This window comes from Megasphaera sp. MJR8396C (genome assembly GCF_001546855.1).
Taxonomy (GTDB): Bacteria; Bacillota; Negativicutes; order Veillonellales; family Megasphaeraceae; genus Megasphaera.
The window spans coordinates 2,739-18,898 of record NZ_KQ958181.1; the positions used below are offsets into that span (position 1 = coordinate 2,739).

14 protein-coding genes are annotated in these 16,160 nt (G+C 53.3%); 2 read left to right on the forward strand and 12 right to left on the reverse strand.

What is annotated here, in order from left to right; genetic code table 11:
- Window positions 1–503: 503 nt before the first annotated feature.
- Entirely contained in the window at window positions 504–1,385 is an 882-nt protein-coding gene (locus tag HMPREF3201_RS05925; protein ID WP_062412188.1) for a DMT family transporter, read from the reverse strand.
- A 113-nt stretch (window positions 1,386–1,498) separates the two neighbouring features.
- Here HMPREF3201_RS05925 and HMPREF3201_RS05930 point away from each other — a divergent pair, with 113 nt between their 5' ends.
- The gene (locus tag HMPREF3201_RS05930; protein WP_062412189.1) at window positions 1,499–2,383 is read left to right on the forward strand and encodes a LysR family transcriptional regulator; all 885 of its coding nucleotides are present in this window, start codon (window positions 1,499–1,501) and stop codon (window positions 2,381–2,383) included.
- On the opposite strand, the gene thiF is transcribed toward HMPREF3201_RS05930, so the two are convergent.
- The 11 genes from thiF to HMPREF3201_RS05980 form a co-directional block, all read right to left on the reverse strand.
- Window positions 2,355–3,152, reverse strand: coding sequence for a sulfur carrier protein ThiS adenylyltransferase ThiF (thiF, locus tag HMPREF3201_RS05935; protein WP_062412190.1), 798 nt, complete (start codon window positions 3,150–3,152; stop codon window positions 2,355–2,357). The two genes, HMPREF3201_RS05930 and thiF, sit on opposite strands and share 29 nt — an antisense overlap.
- 114 nt (window positions 3,153–3,266) lie before the next feature.
- Window positions 3,267–3,431, reverse strand: a complete 165-nt coding sequence (locus HMPREF3201_RS11880; RefSeq protein WP_172980533.1) for a hypothetical protein — start codon at window positions 3,429–3,431, stop codon at window positions 3,267–3,269.
- A 150-nt stretch (window positions 3,432–3,581) separates the two neighbouring features.
- On the reverse strand, window positions 3,582–4,088 hold the full coding sequence (nrdG, locus tag HMPREF3201_RS05940) for an anaerobic ribonucleoside-triphosphate reductase activating protein (protein WP_062412191.1): 507 nt from the start codon (window positions 4,086–4,088) through the stop codon (window positions 3,582–3,584).
- A 13-nt stretch (window positions 4,089–4,101) separates the two neighbouring features.
- Window positions 4,102–6,252 (reverse strand): anaerobic ribonucleoside-triphosphate reductase, encoded by a 2,151-nt coding sequence (gene nrdD, locus HMPREF3201_RS05945; RefSeq protein WP_062412192.1) that lies wholly within the window; start codon window positions 6,250–6,252, stop codon window positions 4,102–4,104.
- 260 nt (window positions 6,253–6,512) lie between these two features.
- Window positions 6,513–7,223, reverse strand: a complete 711-nt coding sequence (locus tag HMPREF3201_RS05950) for a tRNA threonylcarbamoyladenosine dehydratase (RefSeq protein ID WP_062412193.1) — start codon at window positions 7,221–7,223, stop codon at window positions 6,513–6,515.
- Complete coding sequence (locus HMPREF3201_RS05955) at window positions 7,223–7,588, reverse strand: VOC family protein (protein ID WP_062412194.1); 366 nt, start codon at window positions 7,586–7,588, stop codon at window positions 7,223–7,225. Before HMPREF3201_RS05955 ends, HMPREF3201_RS05950 begins: the two co-directional genes overlap by 1 nt.
- 19 nt (window positions 7,589–7,607) lie before the next feature.
- On the reverse strand, window positions 7,608–8,090 hold the full coding sequence (locus tag HMPREF3201_RS05960) for a YbaK/EbsC family protein (protein ID WP_062412195.1): 483 nt from the start codon (window positions 8,088–8,090) through the stop codon (window positions 7,608–7,610).
- Window positions 8,091–8,169: 79 nt separating this feature from the next.
- Window positions 8,170–11,214 carry an AAA family ATPase gene (locus tag HMPREF3201_RS05965; protein ID WP_062412196.1) on the reverse strand — a complete coding sequence of 1,015 codons (3,045 nt, stop codon included), beginning with the start codon at window positions 11,212–11,214 and terminating at the stop codon, window positions 8,170–8,172.
- Window positions 11,211–12,362: an exonuclease SbcCD subunit D gene (locus HMPREF3201_RS05970; RefSeq protein WP_062412197.1), complete on the reverse strand. Its 1,152-nt coding sequence runs from the start codon at window positions 12,360–12,362 to the stop codon at window positions 11,211–11,213. Before HMPREF3201_RS05970 ends, HMPREF3201_RS05965 begins: the two co-directional genes overlap by 4 nt.
- Before the next feature lie 22 nt (window positions 12,363–12,384).
- On the reverse strand, window positions 12,385–13,221 hold the full coding sequence (locus HMPREF3201_RS05975) for a deoxyribonuclease IV (protein WP_062412198.1): 837 nt from the start codon (window positions 13,219–13,221) through the stop codon (window positions 12,385–12,387).
- A 111-nt stretch (window positions 13,222–13,332) separates the two neighbouring features.
- Window positions 13,333–13,743 (reverse strand): Fur family transcriptional regulator, encoded by a 411-nt coding sequence (locus HMPREF3201_RS05980; protein WP_044504392.1) that lies wholly within the window; start codon window positions 13,741–13,743, stop codon window positions 13,333–13,335.
- 196 nt (window positions 13,744–13,939) lie between these two features.
- Here HMPREF3201_RS05980 and HMPREF3201_RS05985 point away from each other — a divergent pair, with 196 nt between their 5' ends.
- The gene (locus HMPREF3201_RS05985) at window positions 13,940–16,105 is read left to right on the forward strand and encodes a Tex family protein (protein ID WP_062412199.1); all 2,166 of its coding nucleotides are present in this window, start codon (window positions 13,940–13,942) and stop codon (window positions 16,103–16,105) included.
- The last annotated feature ends 55 nt before the right edge of the window (window positions 16,106–16,160 follow it).

Consider the following 16,160-nt stretch of genomic DNA (forward strand, 5'->3'; position numbering starts at 1 on the left):
TCCCCTTACGGGGAATTTGGTAATGCGACAAAATATTAAAAAATATGGACAGTGGTTTAACGAGACAGTCTCAGTCCCCTTACGGGGAATTTGGTAATGCGACCTCTGTCTCCCAGTACCCGCTCTGGGAGCGGGCCCACAGGCGATTTTTTCAAACCTCGGGCTTTTTTCGCCTTTTTCGGGGACCTGGGTTAAAACTCAAAATTGAAATCGAGTTTTCGTCGCACAACCATGCCGTTTGTAAGGCTTTTGGAAATTTTCAAACCTACGGGGTTTTTGCCCCTAAAATCGGTTTTCCAAAGCCGTCGCATTACTTTGACTTTTCTTTAGTATACGTTTTTCCTTTAGCGCTGTCAAACAACCGCCATCGCATAGGTCAAACAGACGTCTCTACCAAAGATAAACTCATAAGCAAAAACACTCCCCGATAGTAGCCACAGCCACTTCGGGGTTAAGGTTCTTAAGTATTTTCCACGATGAGACGCGATTTATGTCTGAAGGTATTATGGTTGGTGTCGGCATTTTCCGATGAGCCACTGGGATCCAATAATGAGGGCGATGCCGACGAAGTTTGGGAGGTGCAGGACGTCGCCGGTAAGGGCCATGCCCAGTACGACGGCGGCGGCCGTTTCTAGGGAGGCCAGGACGGGAACTTTGCTCAGGTCTTCGATCTGCTGGAGGCCCAGGTAGTACAGGATGTAGCCCAGAACGGTCGGTATGAGGGCGTAGAAGAAGCCCAGGCCCAAAACGGCCGGCGACACGGTCATGGCTCCTTGCTGCCACAGGATCCAGACCAGGAGACAGAGGGCAGCCCAAAAGTAGCTCCACAGGCTCATGACGAAGGCATCCGTTCCGTACCCTGCCAGTTTCCCGATAATGGCGGTCAGGGCATAGCAGAGGCCGGCCATGATGCCATAGAAAAGCCCCCATATGGATAGTGCCGAAAGCCCCAGCGTGCCGCCGGTCACGGCCAGGATGCAGCCCAGGATATTGATGACCAGGGCCATGCCCTTCATGGGCGTAATCTTCTCGCGAAAGAAGAGGGCCGAAAAGACAGCCGTAAACACCGTCGCCACGTTGAGCAGGACGGCGCTGAGGGATACGCCGATAGAGGTGACGGCCAGGCTGTAAAAGATATTATAAATGCCATGACAGATAAGGCCCAATAAGGCACAGTAGACCATGATTTTTGGCGATACTTTCATCGAGGTCCAGCCGCTTCGCCAGCCGACGAAGACCAATAGGATAAGCCACGAAAAAAAGACGCGCAAAAAGCTGATCCATTCGGCCGTAGCGCCGTCTCTTTTCATAAACCAGATAAAGATACCGATGGTCCCCCAAAGGATACCGGCCAGCATGATTTCTCCATTTCCATTTACTTTCATTTACTGCTCCTCCTTCTCTGTACTTTATTATAGTCAGTGGGTATAATTAAGTAAATCTACAATCTTTTTATATTTCATATAGTATTACTTAATGAACAAGAAAGAGGAGTCTTATGGATACTGCCCGTTATAAAGCCTTTTTAGCCGCCGTCGAAACCGGAAGCTTTGCCGCGGCTGCCAAACAAATGGACTACACCGTTTCCGGCGTCAGTCAACTCGTCGCCGCCCTTGAAAAAGAACTTGGTTTCCCCTTATTGCTCCGCAGCCGCCATGGCGTCACCTTGTCGCCAAACGGCGAGCGCCTGCTAGTTCCCATTCGTCAGCTGCTCACGGAAGAAAAGCGCATGGAGGAATTGGCCTCCGACATCCGCGGCCTGCTCACAGGGAGCCTTAACATCGCCGCCTATTCCAGTGTGGCCACGCATTGGCTGCCCCCGGTCATCGGCCGCTTTCAAAAGGATTATCCCCAGATCAAGATTCACTTGATGGAAGGCATTCGCCAGGAGGTCACGGCCTGGCTCGATAAGGGCACGGCCGACATCGGTTTTCTCAGTTATCAGGAACCCATGCCTTACGACTGGATTCCCCTTTCAGATGATGAGATGGTGGCCGCCGTACCGCCCGATCATGAACTGGCGCCTGATGGGCCTTATCCCCTGGCCCGCTGCCAAGAAGAGACGGTCATCATGCCGGCCCTGGGAAAGGACGACGATGTCCTGCAGCTCCTTAAAAAAAATAATCTCCAGCCTCGTATTGGTTATACGACGCTGGAGAATAGTGCGGCTATCTCCATGGTAGAAGAAGGACTCGGCATCAGTATCATGAACCGGCTGATTACGAGAAAAAGGGTGACGTCGGCCGTCCTCTTACCTCTCGATCCGCCGGCGTCCATTACCCTCGGCATCGCCTTTCTTCCCGGCAATGCCGCTTCTCCTACGGTTCGAAAATTCGCTCAATATGCCCTGGCGATTACAACACATCGACCAATAACTGAATGATCAAATTGGCTTCATGGGCGGCACAGATGGCCACGCGAGGCGCCATGAGACCCCGGCCGGGCTTGGCATTTCGAGTCTGGTCACCGCAGACGTAGAAGCGGTCCATGATTTTCTTGGTCTGGATTTCATTACTGTCGCCGTAGCCGGCCATACCAGACGCCGAGACGACGTATGTATCGGGACATTCTTCAAGGACCGTGTGGACCAACATCGTCTTGGCATCGGGGTTATCGAAGGCTTCACAGACGATCTGATCGTCCTTTAGGAGGTCTGCCGTATTGGCTTCGGTCATGCGCACGAAGTCCGTCCGGACGTCGATAAAGGGATTGATATCGGCAATCTGCCGGGCCAAGGCGTCAGTCTTGCGCTGACCGAGGTCGCGTACCATGTAGGACTGGCGGTTGAGGTTGCTGGCATCGACGGTATCGAAGTCGATGAGGTGCAGATGGCCCACACCGGTACGGGCTAAGTAGACGGCGGCATTGGAACCAAGTCCGCCAAGGCCGCAGATGGCGACCCGGCCGGCACTGACTTTTTCATGGACTTTCGGCGTATGGCGGGAACACATCATAGCCTCTAGCGCTTCTTTGGGCGGCAGCCTGTCTTTGGGGATGAAATAGATTTCGTCACCGTCTTTTAAGGCTAAATTTTCCGTCGTCGCAAAACCGTTGACGATGGTGATTTCCTGTCCTTTGCCATGGGCATTTTTTAATTCTTCTAACGAAGACCACGGGCCGTCGACGCGGGCCCCATTCAATAATAACTGCATCGTATCCACCTCTCGTGAGCAAAATAAAAACGCACGACGATTGACACCTTGAGTGGTGCCCCCGTCGTGCGTCTGCATTGTATGCTTGTAGTGTACTCGTTTTTACACTGACTGTCAATCTTTCTTTTCGGCCTGGGCCCCTTCTTTCAGGCGTTTCAGCTCGCGCTGTTCTTCCGGCGGAAGGGATACGCCACAGCACCCGCCAGTGGAATTGCTGGTATAGCCTTTCATAACTTCCGTAACGATATTCTTTACTTTTTTGACCGATTCGACTACCATGATAAGCCCCCCTTAACGTCTGTCCGACGTTACATAATGAAAGAAAATAGGAACGTCTATTTACACTTATTATATCAAGAAAGGCTGATGCTGTAAATCCTATTAGTCAATAGGCATTCTTTGCTATCGTAAAAAGCAGGCAAAGATCGGTTATCGTCCGTCTGGCCAGACCAGGGTGATTTCACCGGTTTCGCGCGTCTTCTGAAGGTCGATGATGCGCTGGTTCGACGAGCCTCTAAAGTAGAGTCCCGGGTCTTTCAAAGCGTCGACGAAGGGGCCGTCAACGAGGACGTCGCACTGATCGAGGAGTGCCTTTTTCTGCGGGTCCTTTATGATTTCATCGTAGGTGAAGCCGGAATAGACCCAGACGGATTTGTCGGGCAGGGCCGCCTTGATTTCCTTTATCAAAGGCGTCAGGCCGTCCGTGTTTTCCATCGGTTCCCCACCGAGGAGGGTCAGGCCGCTGTTGGTCGGCGCCTGGAGCCAGGACAGGAGCTGTTTCGTTTCCTTATCGGTCCAGACGTTCCCAAACTGGGCATTTTGGTATTCCGGGTTGAAACAATTGAAGCAGTTTCGCGAGCAGCCCGTAACGAAGAGGGTCGAGCGAATGCCGGGCCCGTTGGCAATATCATACTGTCTCATCTGTGCATAATGCAAAGAAAGTCACCTCTTATATATGGAGGACACGGTTGGTAATTTCTTGTGTCCGCCCTTCATTCCAGAAATTTTCGCCCAAGTAGCCGCAGGTCCGGCGGATAACCGTCAGTTTGTTGCGGTCCTGGTTATGGCAGCGCGGGCATTCCCACTGGTTGTCATCGTTGAGGATGATTTCGCCGTCAAAGCCGCATTCGTGGCAGTAGTCGAGCTTGGTATTGAATTCGCCGTAAGCAATATGGTCGTAAATATACTGGATCATGGTCAGGACGGCCGGGATATTATGAGACATATTGGGGATTTCGGCGTAGCTGATGCAGCCGCCCGTCGATTTGTCTTCGAAATCAGCTTCGAAGGAGAACTTGTCGAAGACGTTGATCGGTTCGCGGACGTCGACGTGATAGCTGTTGGTGTAGTAATCTTTGTCAGTGACGTTGGCAATGGAGCCGAAACGAGCCTTATCGATCTTGCAGAAGCGGTTAGTCAGGTTTTCTGCCGGCGTACCGTAGAGGGCAAAGCCGATATTCGTTTCTTTCTTCCACTGCTGGATGTGGGCGTTGAGGTCGTCCATGATGCGCATGGCAAATTTCCGGCCTTCCGGCGTCGTGTGCGAGCAGTGCTTGGTCAGTACCGTCGCTTCGTACATGCCGATGTAGCCTAAGGACAAGGTAGCATAACCGCCATAAATGAATTTTTCGATCGTTTCACCGGGCTGGAGGCGGGCAATGGCACCGTACTGCCAGTGGATCGGCGAGACGTCGGACGTAACTTTTTTCAACAGTTCAACGCGAAGGAGAAGTGCTTTTTTGCAAAGTTCCAGGCGTTTGTCGAGGATCTGGAAGAATTTTTCTTCGTCACCGTCGGCGAGGATCCCGATCTGGGGCAGGTTCAAGGAGACGACGCCCATGTTGAAGCGGCCGTCAAATTTGTAGTTGCCCTGGGCATCTTTCCAAGGGCTCAAGAAGGAGCGGCAACCCATGGGGCTGAAGACGTTGCCTTCATAGGATTCGCGCATCTTCTTGGCCGAAATGTAGTCGGGATACATCCGTTTGGCCGTGCATTCAGCAGCCAGCTTGGTCAGATAGAAGTACGGGCTGCCTTCGCGGACGTTGTGTTCGTCGAGGACGTAGATCAGTTTCGGGAAGGCCGGCGTAACGTAGACGTTGGCGTCGTTCTTAATCCCCTGAATGCGCTGACGCAGGAGTTCTTCGTCAATCAGGGCCGCTTCTTTGGCGTATTCGTAGTCGGGCTGGAAATACATGAACAAGGTGACGAACGGAGCCTGGCCGTTGGTCGTCATGAGGGTGTTGATCTGATACTGGATCGTCTGGATGCCGTCTTTGATTTCTTTCTTGGTACGCTTCCAAGCGATTTCTTCGGCCTTTTCCATGTCCGGTTCGATGCCGTAGACTTCGCGCTGTTCTTCGACGACGGCACTCATGTATTTCTTGAAGGATTTGCGGACGTAGGGCGCTAAGATGCGGTCGATGCCGTTGATGGACTGGCCGCCGTACTGGCCGCTGGCGACCTGGGCGATGATCTGTGTCGTAACCGTGCAGGCAACCTGGAAGGACTTCGGCGTATCGATTTTCTTGCCGTTGATGACCGTACCGTTGGCCAGCATGTCTTCGAGGTTGATGAGACAGCAGTTGAACATAGGCTGAATGATGTAATCCATGTCATGAAAATGGATGGCACCGCTGTCATGAGCCTGGACGATGTCGGCCGGAATCAATTTACGGCGGGCAATGTCCTTCGATACTTCGCCGGCAATGAGGTCACGCTGAGTCGAAACGACGTGGCCGTTCTTATTGGAGTTTTCATTCAGGACTTCTAAGTTGGTGTTGTTCAACAGGCCGAAAACGTCGTTGTCCGTCGTGTTAGTCTGGCGCTTAAAGGACTGAATGGCTTTGTAGTTTTCATAAGCCCGGGCCGTTGCCGGATTGTTGTACTTCAAGAGGCGGTAATAGACCTGATCTTCAATGGCATAGATGGTCATGTCCTTATGAATGGATGCAGCATATGCTTCGATTTCACCTGCAATCTTAGCAGCCTGGCCTTCTTCGTATACGCCGCTGCTGCTGTTCATGGCCTTTTCAATGGCGATCGTAATTTTGTCCCTGTCAAAGGGTACTTTTTGTCCATTTCTCTTAATTACTTCCAGCATATGTCTACCTCCACAGTATATTGTATAAAAATGTCCACAACCCCTACATATCCCACAACATGTATGATATAGGGGCCAATATTTACAAGACTTATGATACTATATATAGTAGGTCGTGTCAATGTGTGAATACTTTATCATGTTGTGGACAAACATGCTCCGATACTTATCAAAATCGCCGGAATCCCGTGAAAATACCGTAAAAAGAGGCTGCGATTCTTTGTCGCAGCCCTTGTGTATAAGATGGGTAAAATTTTATTTTAGGTTAAATCGAGGAGGTCGCGTATGACGGCACCGGCTAAAATCATACCAGCCGTAGCGGGTACGAAGGAGATGCTGCCCGGGCTGGGACGAAGTTCTTCGCTGTCCGAGATGGGCGTACGAGGCACTTCCGTCGAATAGGCGACTTTGATGCGGCGGATGCGGCGCTTCTTCAATTCGTGGCGTATGATCTTCGCCAAGGGATCGACGGTCGTCTTTTCGATGTAGTCGAGCTGGAAGTACTCCGGATGGAGCTTGTTGCCGGCTCCCATGGAAGAGACGACGGGAATCCCGCTGTGATAAGCTTCGTCGATGATGGCGATCTTGGCACTGGTCGTGTCGATGGCATCGACGACGTAATCGGCACCGGATTTGGCAATGAAGCCTTCATGGCTTTCGGGCAAGTAGAAGGTGGCATGGGTTTCGACGTCGATGTCGGGATTGATGGTCAGCAACCGTTCTTTCATGACCTCTACCTTTGGCCGACCGATCGTTTCCACCGTCGCCCCTAACTGGCGGTTAAGGTTCGACGGATCGAAGACGTCGGCATCAACTAAGATGAGGTGACCGACGCCGGCCCGGCCTAAGGCTTCGACGACAGCCGAGCCGACGCCGCCGACGCCAAAGACGAGCACTTTCTTATTATTTAATTCATCTACTTTTTCCTGGCCGATGAGGCGAGCCGTCCGCTGTGTATATTCCTTCTTCATTAGCCGCGCTCCGGAATGATTTCCAACCAGTAGCCGTCGGGATCGACGATGAAGTAGATGCCCATGGCCGGATTCTGATAGACGACGCAGCCCATTTCTTTATGTTTGGCCAAAGCAGCATCCATATCCTTAACGGAAAAAGCCGTATGGAATTCATTGTCACCGAGGTTGTACGGCTGCTTGCGATCTTTGAGCCAAGTCAATTCCAGCTGGAAGTCCGTAACGCCGTCGCCGAGGTAGACGATGGTGAAATCAGGGTTTTCGATACGGCGGACTTCGGTTAAGCCCAGGGCTTCCTGATAAAAGTCCATACTGCGCTGAAGATCGAGGACGTTAAAATTCGTGTGTTTAAAAGTAAACTGCATAGTGCGTTACCCCCTTTTTTTAAATACAATCTTCCTGCCAACCTTTGGACACGTCGACCCATTCGCGAGCCTTGGAATAGGTCATCAGCTCGTCCAGGGTCAATTCGATGGCACTATTGGCCGTGCCGCAGGCCGGAAAGACAGTGTGAAAACGCTTGAGTGATTCATCGAGATAGACGTCGACGCCGGGATGAATGGCAAAGGGACATACACCGCCGACAGGATGGCCAATGAGGTCTTCGACTTGGTCGGCCTTGATCATGGATGCCTTCTTATGAAACCGTTCTTTGTACTTATGGTTATCGACACGGGCATCGCCGGCAAAGACGATGAGGATCGGCTGATCTCCGACCAAAAACGACATGGTCTTGGCAATGCGCCGGCCTTCCGTATGAAGGGCTGCTGCCGCTTCTTCGACGGTGGCGCTGGATTCGGTCAGTTCCATAACCTTGTCTTCCATCCCCCACTGGGAGAAATAGTCGCGTACTTTTTGAATGGACATTCCGTCCCTCCTCTCTCGATTATGGTTTATTATATACTTTTTCCGTCGATTCAACAATATAGGGTATATAAAGACGGTCTTAGGAAAATTCAAAGGACGACGTACTGCCCCGATCGGTTTTATGAATGGCAAGGCGGGCATCGATGCGCTCTTTTAATTCCGGCACATGGGAAATGATGCCGACCAGGCGACCGCCGCTTCGAAGGGAAGCTAAGGTCTTTAGGGCATAGTCCAAGGTCTCGCTGTCGAGGGTGCCGAAGCCTTCGTCGATAAAGATGGCATCGAGGTGGATGCCGCCGGAATAGGCTTGGACGACGTCGGCCAGCCCCAATGCCAGGGACAGGGAGGACAAGAAGGTTTCCCCGCCGGAGAGGGTATTGGCCGGCCGGGCATAGCCCGTATAATTGTCATAGACTTCGATGTCGAGGCCGATCTGCTTGACCCGTTTATCGTCCCAGCTCTGGGAGCGCTGCAGGGTGTAGCGCTGACGGCTCATGGATTGGAGCCGTTCATTGGCCGCTGCTAAAACGTCGTCGAGGAGAGCCCCTAAGACGTAGCGTTCAAAGTTGATGCCCGTCTGTTTGCCGGCGATGAGGTCGTAAACGGCGCCGACAGTCTTATAATCTTCGACCAGATTTTTTTCATCCTGGCCAAGGGCCAAGAGTTTCTTCTTTTCCTGCTGCCACTGAGAAAAAGTGGCTGACAGGCGGCCCCGTTCTTCGGCAAGGTCCCGGCTGGTCTTTTCAGCCTCGTTCAAGCTTTTTTCGAGGGCTGTCACATCGGGGCGGCTTTTGCCGTCAATGGCTTCTTTTTCCTGCTGGAGCTGACCGCGTACCTGTTGGAGCTTTGTATCGTATTGACGGACTTCGGCTTCAAGAACGGGAATGTCTTTCACCGATGCCTGCATGTCCCGGCAGGCTCGGACCGAGGCAAAGCCGGCTGCTGTCACCCGCTGTCCCAAGTCGTTGTAGGCCTGTTTAAATCGGGCACGCAGGGTCAGCACCTGCTGGGTTAGATTTCTGACCTCTTCCTGGCGCTGAGCCCCTTGGCGTTCGCAGGTCAGCAACTGGTCCCGGCTCTTCTGAAGCTGTTCTTCGTAGTCCTTAATATGTTGCGTAAGTTCCGTCAGGCGGCGGCCGAGGGCCTTGGGGTCGCGATAGGCTTCGGGAAGTTCCGCTTCTAAGTGAGCCTGGGTTTCGCCGGCTTTGACGGCCTTGGTTTTGGCCTCTTCTAAGGCTTTTCGAGCCCCTTCTTCGGCGGCTTCCCATTGACTGAGTTTCGTCTCGCCATCGGAAACGTCCTTGCGAAGGGTCTCTCCCTGGGCCAGGGTTTTTTCAAGGTCGGCCTGTTTTTGCTGAGCCTCTTTCAGTTCTGCCTCTAATTCATTCAAAGAGGCTTCCTGGGGGTACTGCTGGCGCAGTCTCCGATATTGCCCGTCTAAGGCCTGATAGGCCGTTTCGGCGGCCTTGGTGTCGACTTCAAGCTTCTGCCGCCCTTGTTCGCTCGTTTCGGCCACTTTTTGCCGCCGTTCGACGTCGTCTCGCGTCGGCAAATCCTCAGGCGGAGCGGCCGGCAAGGGATGATCCGTAGCCCCGCAGACCGGGCACGGCGTTCCGTCGACAAGGTCCGCGGCCAAGACGGCGGCCTGGGCCTGTAAGAAGGAAGATCGGACGCATTCATAGTCTACGCGGTCGTTTTTGGCTCTTTGGGCCGCTTTTTCTAAGGCCGACTGAAGCTGCTGCCACTGTTTTTGCCTTTCGTCCCTTTGAAGGGCCAGGGCTGCGGCTTCTTTCTCTCGCGCGACTCGATCTTTTAGGGACTGGCACTGCTGCTTTACCTGTTCGGCCAAAAGGGCCTGTTCAGACAGGGCCGACAGGGCGGTTCGGGCTTTTTCTAAGTCCCTTTTCCCCTTTTCCCTGTCGTCCTTAGCCTTGTTCCAGGCCTTCTCGGCAGCCGTCGCCTCAGCCCGGAGTTTTTGAACTTCTTGGCACTGATCGTAGTAGGAATCGGCTTTTCCCTTGAGGTTCGTCAGCTTGACCCGTTCTTCTCCGGCCGCCTTATAGGCCCCTTCTTTCTGTTCCAGGGCATCCATCTTCTCTTTAGCGGCCTTCAGTTCTTTCGCCGCCTGCTGTGACGCTTCATGGGCCTTATCGGCAGCCGCAGCGGTGGCCTTCCCTTCCCGTTCCAACTCATCGAGATGGCGGCAGGGTTCGGCTAAGACTTCGGCCTTGCGCAGGACGTCGATTCGCTGTCGCTTCTGGTCAAACAAGGCCGCCTTGCCTTCGAGGTCGGCCGCTTCTTTGCCCTTCTGTTCCCACAGTTTCCAGTGAGCTTCTAAGGCCTGGGCCGCTTGGAAGTCTTTCTGCCGGGCACTGCGCTCGGTTTCAGCCTCTTTCCACCGCGCCGACAGCCCCTTTTCCTGGTCCTTAAATTGCTGTTCTTTCTCTGGCAAATCGTCTTCACCGTCGATTCCCAGGTTAATCAGGCATTGTTCTCGTTCATGGACCACCTGCTCATGGCGACTTTCCAGTTCGTCATGGCGTTCTTTGGCCAGGGCCTGGAGCTTGGCATAGGACTGGGTATGAAATAAGGTCTGCATGATCTGCTGACGCTCGCCGGAGTTGGCCAGGAGGAGTTTACGAAAATCGCCTTGGGGCAAGAGGACGACTTGTCGGAACTGATCGGCTTTAAAGCCCAACAGCGTTTCGACGGAAGCCGTAACGTTTTTGGCAGCCAAGAGCTTTTCTTCGTTCCCATCGGCATCGGTTTCATACAAGGCGGCCTGGGCCGAAGCCTTCTTCAAGCCATCGCCTCTTTTTTTAGCAATCTGCTGTTCCGGACTGCGGTCGATGCGGTAATATTTCTGGCCGATGGCAAAGCGGAAGGATACGGACGTCGGCTCTTCCGGCGTCGCATACTCGCTTCGCATATAGGCACCGGTGCGGATATCACCGCTGGTACTGCCGTAGAGGGCGTAGCAGATGGCGTCGAGGATGGTCGTCTTACCGGACCCGGTCGGGCCGTAGATGAGGAATAATTTATGATCCTTTAGCCTACGAAAATCGACGATTTCCGTACCGGCATAGGGGCCAAAGGCCTTCATTTCTAAGTAAATGGGAATCATAAGGAGCTCCCTTCTTGGCGTTTTTCAAGCTCTTTCCACAACTGGCGGACACATTCTTCTTCGGCTTCGGTCAAGGGCTGGTCGGGCCGCATAGCTTTGGAGAAGCTGTCAAAGAGTTCCTGCCCCGTCGACTGCCTGAGGTTAAAATCTCGCTGGCCGCCGGCTTCGGTATTGCGATTGGGCATTTCAAGGGCCATGGCATTGGGGTACTTACGCCGCAGTTTGGCCATGCCGTCGAGGATGGGCTGCTGATCCGAAAGGCGTACCAGGATAAAATCATCGGGCCGGTCGTCAGTAGCCGCCATGACCGCTTCAAAGGATCCGCTGACGATGCGCACGTCGTGACGGGGTGTAAATTCATGAAAGACGGGATGCGCCTTTCCTTTCCCATCGAGGTCAACGACGACGGCCCCTTTTTTCTGGCGGGCTTCGCCAAAGGAATATTTAAGAAGGCTTCCGGCATAGCGGATGGTCGGCGTCGTGATCTGCTGCGGCCCGTGGAGATGGCCCAGGGCCGTATAGGAAAAGGACGTAAACAAATCGCTTCCGACCTGGTCGCTGCCGCCGATGGACAAAGGCCGCTCAGAGTCACCGGCAAGGCCGCCGGCCACAAAGGCATGGGCGGCGCAGACCGTCCGCATCCCCTGAGGAATCTGTCCCTGCTGCCACGACAACAGGGCGGCTAAAGCCTCTTGATGGCTGCGCAGGCTGTCATCGCCAAAGAAATGGCGGACGACGGCCGGTTCGGCATAGGGCGCGAGCAGGAAGGCTACGGGGCCGTCCTCATCGTCTAACCAGACGGGGCCGGTCATGCGTTCTAATTCGCCGGCGATATAAAGGCCTTGGGAGGATAGCAAACGGCTGGCAAAGGACAGGCGGGCTGCGCTGTCATGATTGCCGCTGATAACCAAAAAGGGTACCTTCAGCTCGGCCGTGATCTTGGTCGCGATTTCATCGAAGAGGGCCACGGCCTCCGTCGGCGGGAGACTGCGGTCATAGACGTCACCGGCTAAAACGACGGCGTCGATGCCTTCGTCTTTAATGAGGGGCAGGAATTGGTGCTTTAACACATAATCCTGTTCTTCCGTCAAGTACGAACCATAAAACAGTTTTCCTAAATGCCAGTCGGCAGTGTGTAGTATACGCATAAAAAGTCCCCTTTATCTACGGTTATTCCGGCCTTTGCAAAGAGCGGAGCAGTGCAATTTCTCGGGCATAGCCGTCGAGTTCATTCGGCGTTTCTAAATAAAACGGCAGGGCCCGCAAGGCCGGGTGATTGACGATGGCGTCAAAGGCGGCAAGGCCGATATGGCCTTCACCGATTTTCTCGTGGCGGTCTTTATGGCTGGCCAGTTCATTTTTGCTGTCGTTGATGTGGACGGCTTTCAGCCGGTCGAGGCCGATGACCTTATCGAAGGTCATGAGGACGTCATCGAGCTGATGGACGATGTCGTAGCCGCCGTCAAAGACGTGGCACGTATCGAGGCAGACGCCGATTTTATCATTCATGACGGCCTTATCGATGATGGCGGCCAATTCTTCAAAGGTCCGCCCGACTTCAGTCCCCTTGCCGGCCATGGTCTCTAAGAGAACCGTCGTCTTCTGCTCCGGAAACATGCAGGTATTGAGCATGTCGGCAATGAGGTTGATGCCCATTTCCGGACCTTGGCCGACGTGGCTGCCGGGATGAAAATTATAGCGGCAGTTCTCGAGGTATTCCAGGCGGCGCAGGTCATCGGCCATGGCCTGACGAGCAAATTCCCGCGTCTTTGCGGTCTGGGAGCAGCCGTTTAAGGTATAGGGAGCGTGGGCTAAAATAGGGGCGAAGTGGTGCTTTTTCATGAGTTCATTCAAAGCCTCCATATCATCGATATCGAGTTTTCGTACCTTGCTTCCCCGCGGATTGCGCGAAAAAAATTGGAACGTATCGGCTCCTATAGATAAAGCTTCGTCACCCATATGCAAAAATCCTTGTGATACCGACAGATGACAACCAATATGCAGCATAATATTTCCTTTCTTTTCCTTGAGACATATACTATCATTATATATAAAAATACTGCCGCACAAAACCGACAGGTCTCGTGCGACAGCAGCGAAAACAGACGTTATAACATATTACGATTTTTCCCGACATTTCGGGCAAACACCGACAAACGAAACACTTACACCATTGACCGTAAAACCAGTCTGTTCGGCAGCCAACTGACTCAGATGCTTCTGATCCAAGTCGATATCCATGACGCGGTTGCACTTCTCACAGCGAATGTGAGCGTGAGGGTTCGTGTTATAATCATAACGATGGGCATCTTCTGCACATTGTAAGACTTGTACGACACCTATTTTAGCAAAAATTTCCATGGTTTTATATACCGTGGCCATACTCATAGACGGGTAGTTCGGCTGTAAGGTTTTGTAAATAGCTTCGGCATTGGGATGCATCGGGTTGTGAATGATAGCATCATAGACAGCCAGCCGCTGCGGTGTGACTTTATAACCGTTTTTTCGCAAAACTTCAGCAATTTCCATTTTTATCCCCCTTTCTTTGAAAAGTATGGTATAATAAGACATTCTATCCTTATTCAACAGTTATTTTGTATGAACAAAAAAATAAAATATCCTATATTATATTGTAACGGTTATTAAGAGAAAATTCAATGACTTGTGTAAAGTTTCTCTTACAAAATAAGCAATCTTAACTATTCATTATGTAGGGAATGAATCCATGACTGACGAAACGATGATTATTGAAATTGCCCGTACCCTCGGCGTCCGTCCTCAGCAGGTACAGGCTGCTCTCTCCCTTCTCGACGAAGGAAATACGATTCCCTTCATCGCCCGCTACCGAAAAGAAGCAACGGGAACGCTGGATGAAGTCCAGCTGCGCTGTATCCAGGAACAGTACGCCTACGAACAGGCCCTCTCCAGCCGCAAAGAAACGGTACGCCAATCGATCGAAGACCAGGGTTGCTGGAATGCCGAACTGGAAGAGGCCCTCAACAAAGCCCGTCAGCTCCAAGAAGTCGAAGACATCTATCTTCCCTATAAACCGAAGAAGCGCACCAAGGCCTCCATGGCCTGTGACGCCGGCCTTGAACCCTTGGCCCGGCTCTTTTCCGAACAAAATCCCAAAGGACCGGCACCGGAAGACGCTGCCAAAGCCTTCCTGAACGACGACGTCCCGACGATTGAAGATGCCATCCAGGGGGCGGCCAACATCTTAGCTGAACGCTTTTCGGAGCGAGCCGACTACCGCCAAAAACTGCGCCGCAGCCTCTGGCAGGAAGCCCGCCTGACCTGCAGCCTCCAAGTCGAAGAAAAAGACGCCGGCCCCATGCTGACTTATGCCGACTTCAGTGAACGCATCACCCGCCTCCCGAGCTACCGGGTCCTGGCCATCAACCGCGGTGAAAATGAAAAGAAATTAAAGGTCAGCCTCAAGGAACCGTCAGACAAACATATCGACATGCTGTGCCGTCTGGTCATCAAAGGCCATTCGCCCTACGAAGACATCATCCGAAATGCCGCGGCTGACAGTTACAAGCGGCTGATCTTCCCGCAAATGGACCGGGAAATCCGCAACGAATTGACGGCCCAGGCCGAAAAACAGGCCATCGACGTCTTTGCCGAAAACCTCCGTCACCTCCTCTTGCAGCCGCCTTTTGAAGGCCAGATCATCTTAGGCCTTGACCCCGGTTTTCGCACGGGCTGCAAGGCTGCCGTCATCAGCGCTACCGGCCGGGTCCTCGACTACGGGACTTATTACCTGACCCATTCGGAGGCCCAGAAGAAAAAGAGTGCCAAGGATTTGGCCAACATGATCCGCCGCCACGGCGTCACCCTCATTTCCATCGGCAACGGGACGGCGTCTTATGAAACGGAACAATTCGTCTCCCAGCTCATCGAAAATTACAAGCTGAACTGCCGCTACGTCATCACCAATGAAGCCGGGGCTTCGGTCTACTCGGCGTCGGAACTAGCTCGGGAAGAACTGCCCGACCTGGACGTCACCATCCGCGGTGCCGTATCCATCGCCCGCCGCATCCAGGATCCCTTGGCCGAATCGGTCAAAATCGATCCCTGCTCCATCGGCGTCGGCCAGTATCAGCACGACGTCAACCAAAAGGACCTGTCGTCGGCCCTCGATCAGACCGTCACGTCGGTCGTCAACTACGTCGGCGTCGATTTGAATACGGCTTCGGCAGCCCTGCTCCAGCACATCGCCGGTCTTACGGCGTCGACAGCTGGGAATATCGTTACCTACCGAAACGAAAACGGTCCCTTTAAAAACCGGCAGGAACTCTTGAACGTCCCTCGCCTGGGACCGGCTACCTTTACCCAGTGTGCCGGCTTCCTGCGCATCAAAAACGGCGATGAGCCGCTGGACAACACGTCGGTCCATCCCGAATCGTATGACCTGGCGGCTCAAATTGCCGGCCAGTACGGCCTGACCCGGGCCGACCTGAAAGAACCGGAAAAGTTGGCCGGGCTCAGAGATAAGGTCCAGTGCAATGCCGCTCCGAAGCTGGCCGCCTCCCTCGATGCCGGCGAACCGACCATCAAGGATATCTTAGAAGAACTCCGTAAGCCTGGCCGCGACGTCCGCAGCGAGTTTCCCAAGCCCTTAACCCGCCAGCACGTATTGTCCCTCGCTGATCTCAAGGTCGGGACCGTCGTTCGCGGCACGGTCCAGAACGTCGTCGATTTCGGCGCCTTCGTCGACTTCGGCATCAAGACGCCGGGCCTGGTACACCGCTCCCAGCTCAGCAACCATCCTTTCCGTCACCCGACGGACATCGTCCACGCCGGCGACATCGTCCAGGCAGAAATCATCAGTGTCGACGCCGACCGCGGCCGCATCGGCTTGTCGATGAAAAAAGTAAAACAATAAATAGCAAAAAAGGTTCAGCGATCATCGTGATATGCTCCCCTTTAGGTAGACATGA

What these genes read in the sequence shown, in the direction of transcription:
- HMPREF3201_RS11880 (WP_172980533.1), bottom strand. Translation starts at nt 3,431, where the DNA reads ATGGTAGTCGAATCGGTCAAAAAAGTAAAGAATATCGTTACGGAAGTT.
- HMPREF3201_RS05925 (WP_062412188.1), bottom strand. Translation starts at nt 1,385, where the DNA reads ATGAAAGTAAATGGAAATGGAGAAATCATGCTGGCCGGTATCCTTTGG.
- HMPREF3201_RS05985 (WP_062412199.1), top strand. Translation starts at nt 13,940, where the DNA reads ATGACTGACGAAACGATGATTATTGAAATTGCCCGTACCCTCGGCGTC.
- nrdD (WP_062412192.1), bottom strand. Translation starts at nt 6,252, where the DNA reads ATGCTGGAAGTAATTAAGAGAAATGGACAAAAAGTACCCTTTGACAGG.
- HMPREF3201_RS05950 (WP_062412193.1), bottom strand. Translation starts at nt 7,223, where the DNA reads ATGAAGAAGGAATATACACAGCGGACGGCTCGCCTCATCGGCCAGGAA.
- HMPREF3201_RS05965 (WP_062412196.1), bottom strand. Translation starts at nt 11,214, where the DNA reads ATGATTCCCATTTACTTAGAAATGAAGGCCTTTGGCCCCTATGCCGGT.
- thiF (WP_062412190.1), bottom strand. Translation starts at nt 3,152, where the DNA reads ATGCAGTTATTATTGAATGGGGCCCGCGTCGACGGCCCGTGGTCTTCG.
- HMPREF3201_RS05960 (WP_062412195.1), bottom strand. Translation starts at nt 8,090, where the DNA reads ATGTCCATTCAAAAAGTACGCGACTATTTCTCCCAGTGGGGGATGGAA.
- HMPREF3201_RS05980 (WP_044504392.1), bottom strand. Translation starts at nt 13,743, where the DNA reads ATGGAAATTGCTGAAGTTTTGCGAAAAAACGGTTATAAAGTCACACCG.
- HMPREF3201_RS05975 (WP_062412198.1), bottom strand. Translation starts at nt 13,221, where the DNA reads ATGCTGCATATTGGTTGTCATCTGTCGGTATCACAAGGATTTTTGCAT.
- HMPREF3201_RS05970 (WP_062412197.1), bottom strand. Translation starts at nt 12,362, where the DNA reads ATGCGTATACTACACACTGCCGACTGGCATTTAGGAAAACTGTTTTAT.
- HMPREF3201_RS05955 (WP_062412194.1), bottom strand. Translation starts at nt 7,588, where the DNA reads ATGCAGTTTACTTTTAAACACACGAATTTTAACGTCCTCGATCTTCAG.
- HMPREF3201_RS05930 (WP_062412189.1), top strand. Translation starts at nt 1,499, where the DNA reads ATGGATACTGCCCGTTATAAAGCCTTTTTAGCCGCCGTCGAAACCGGA.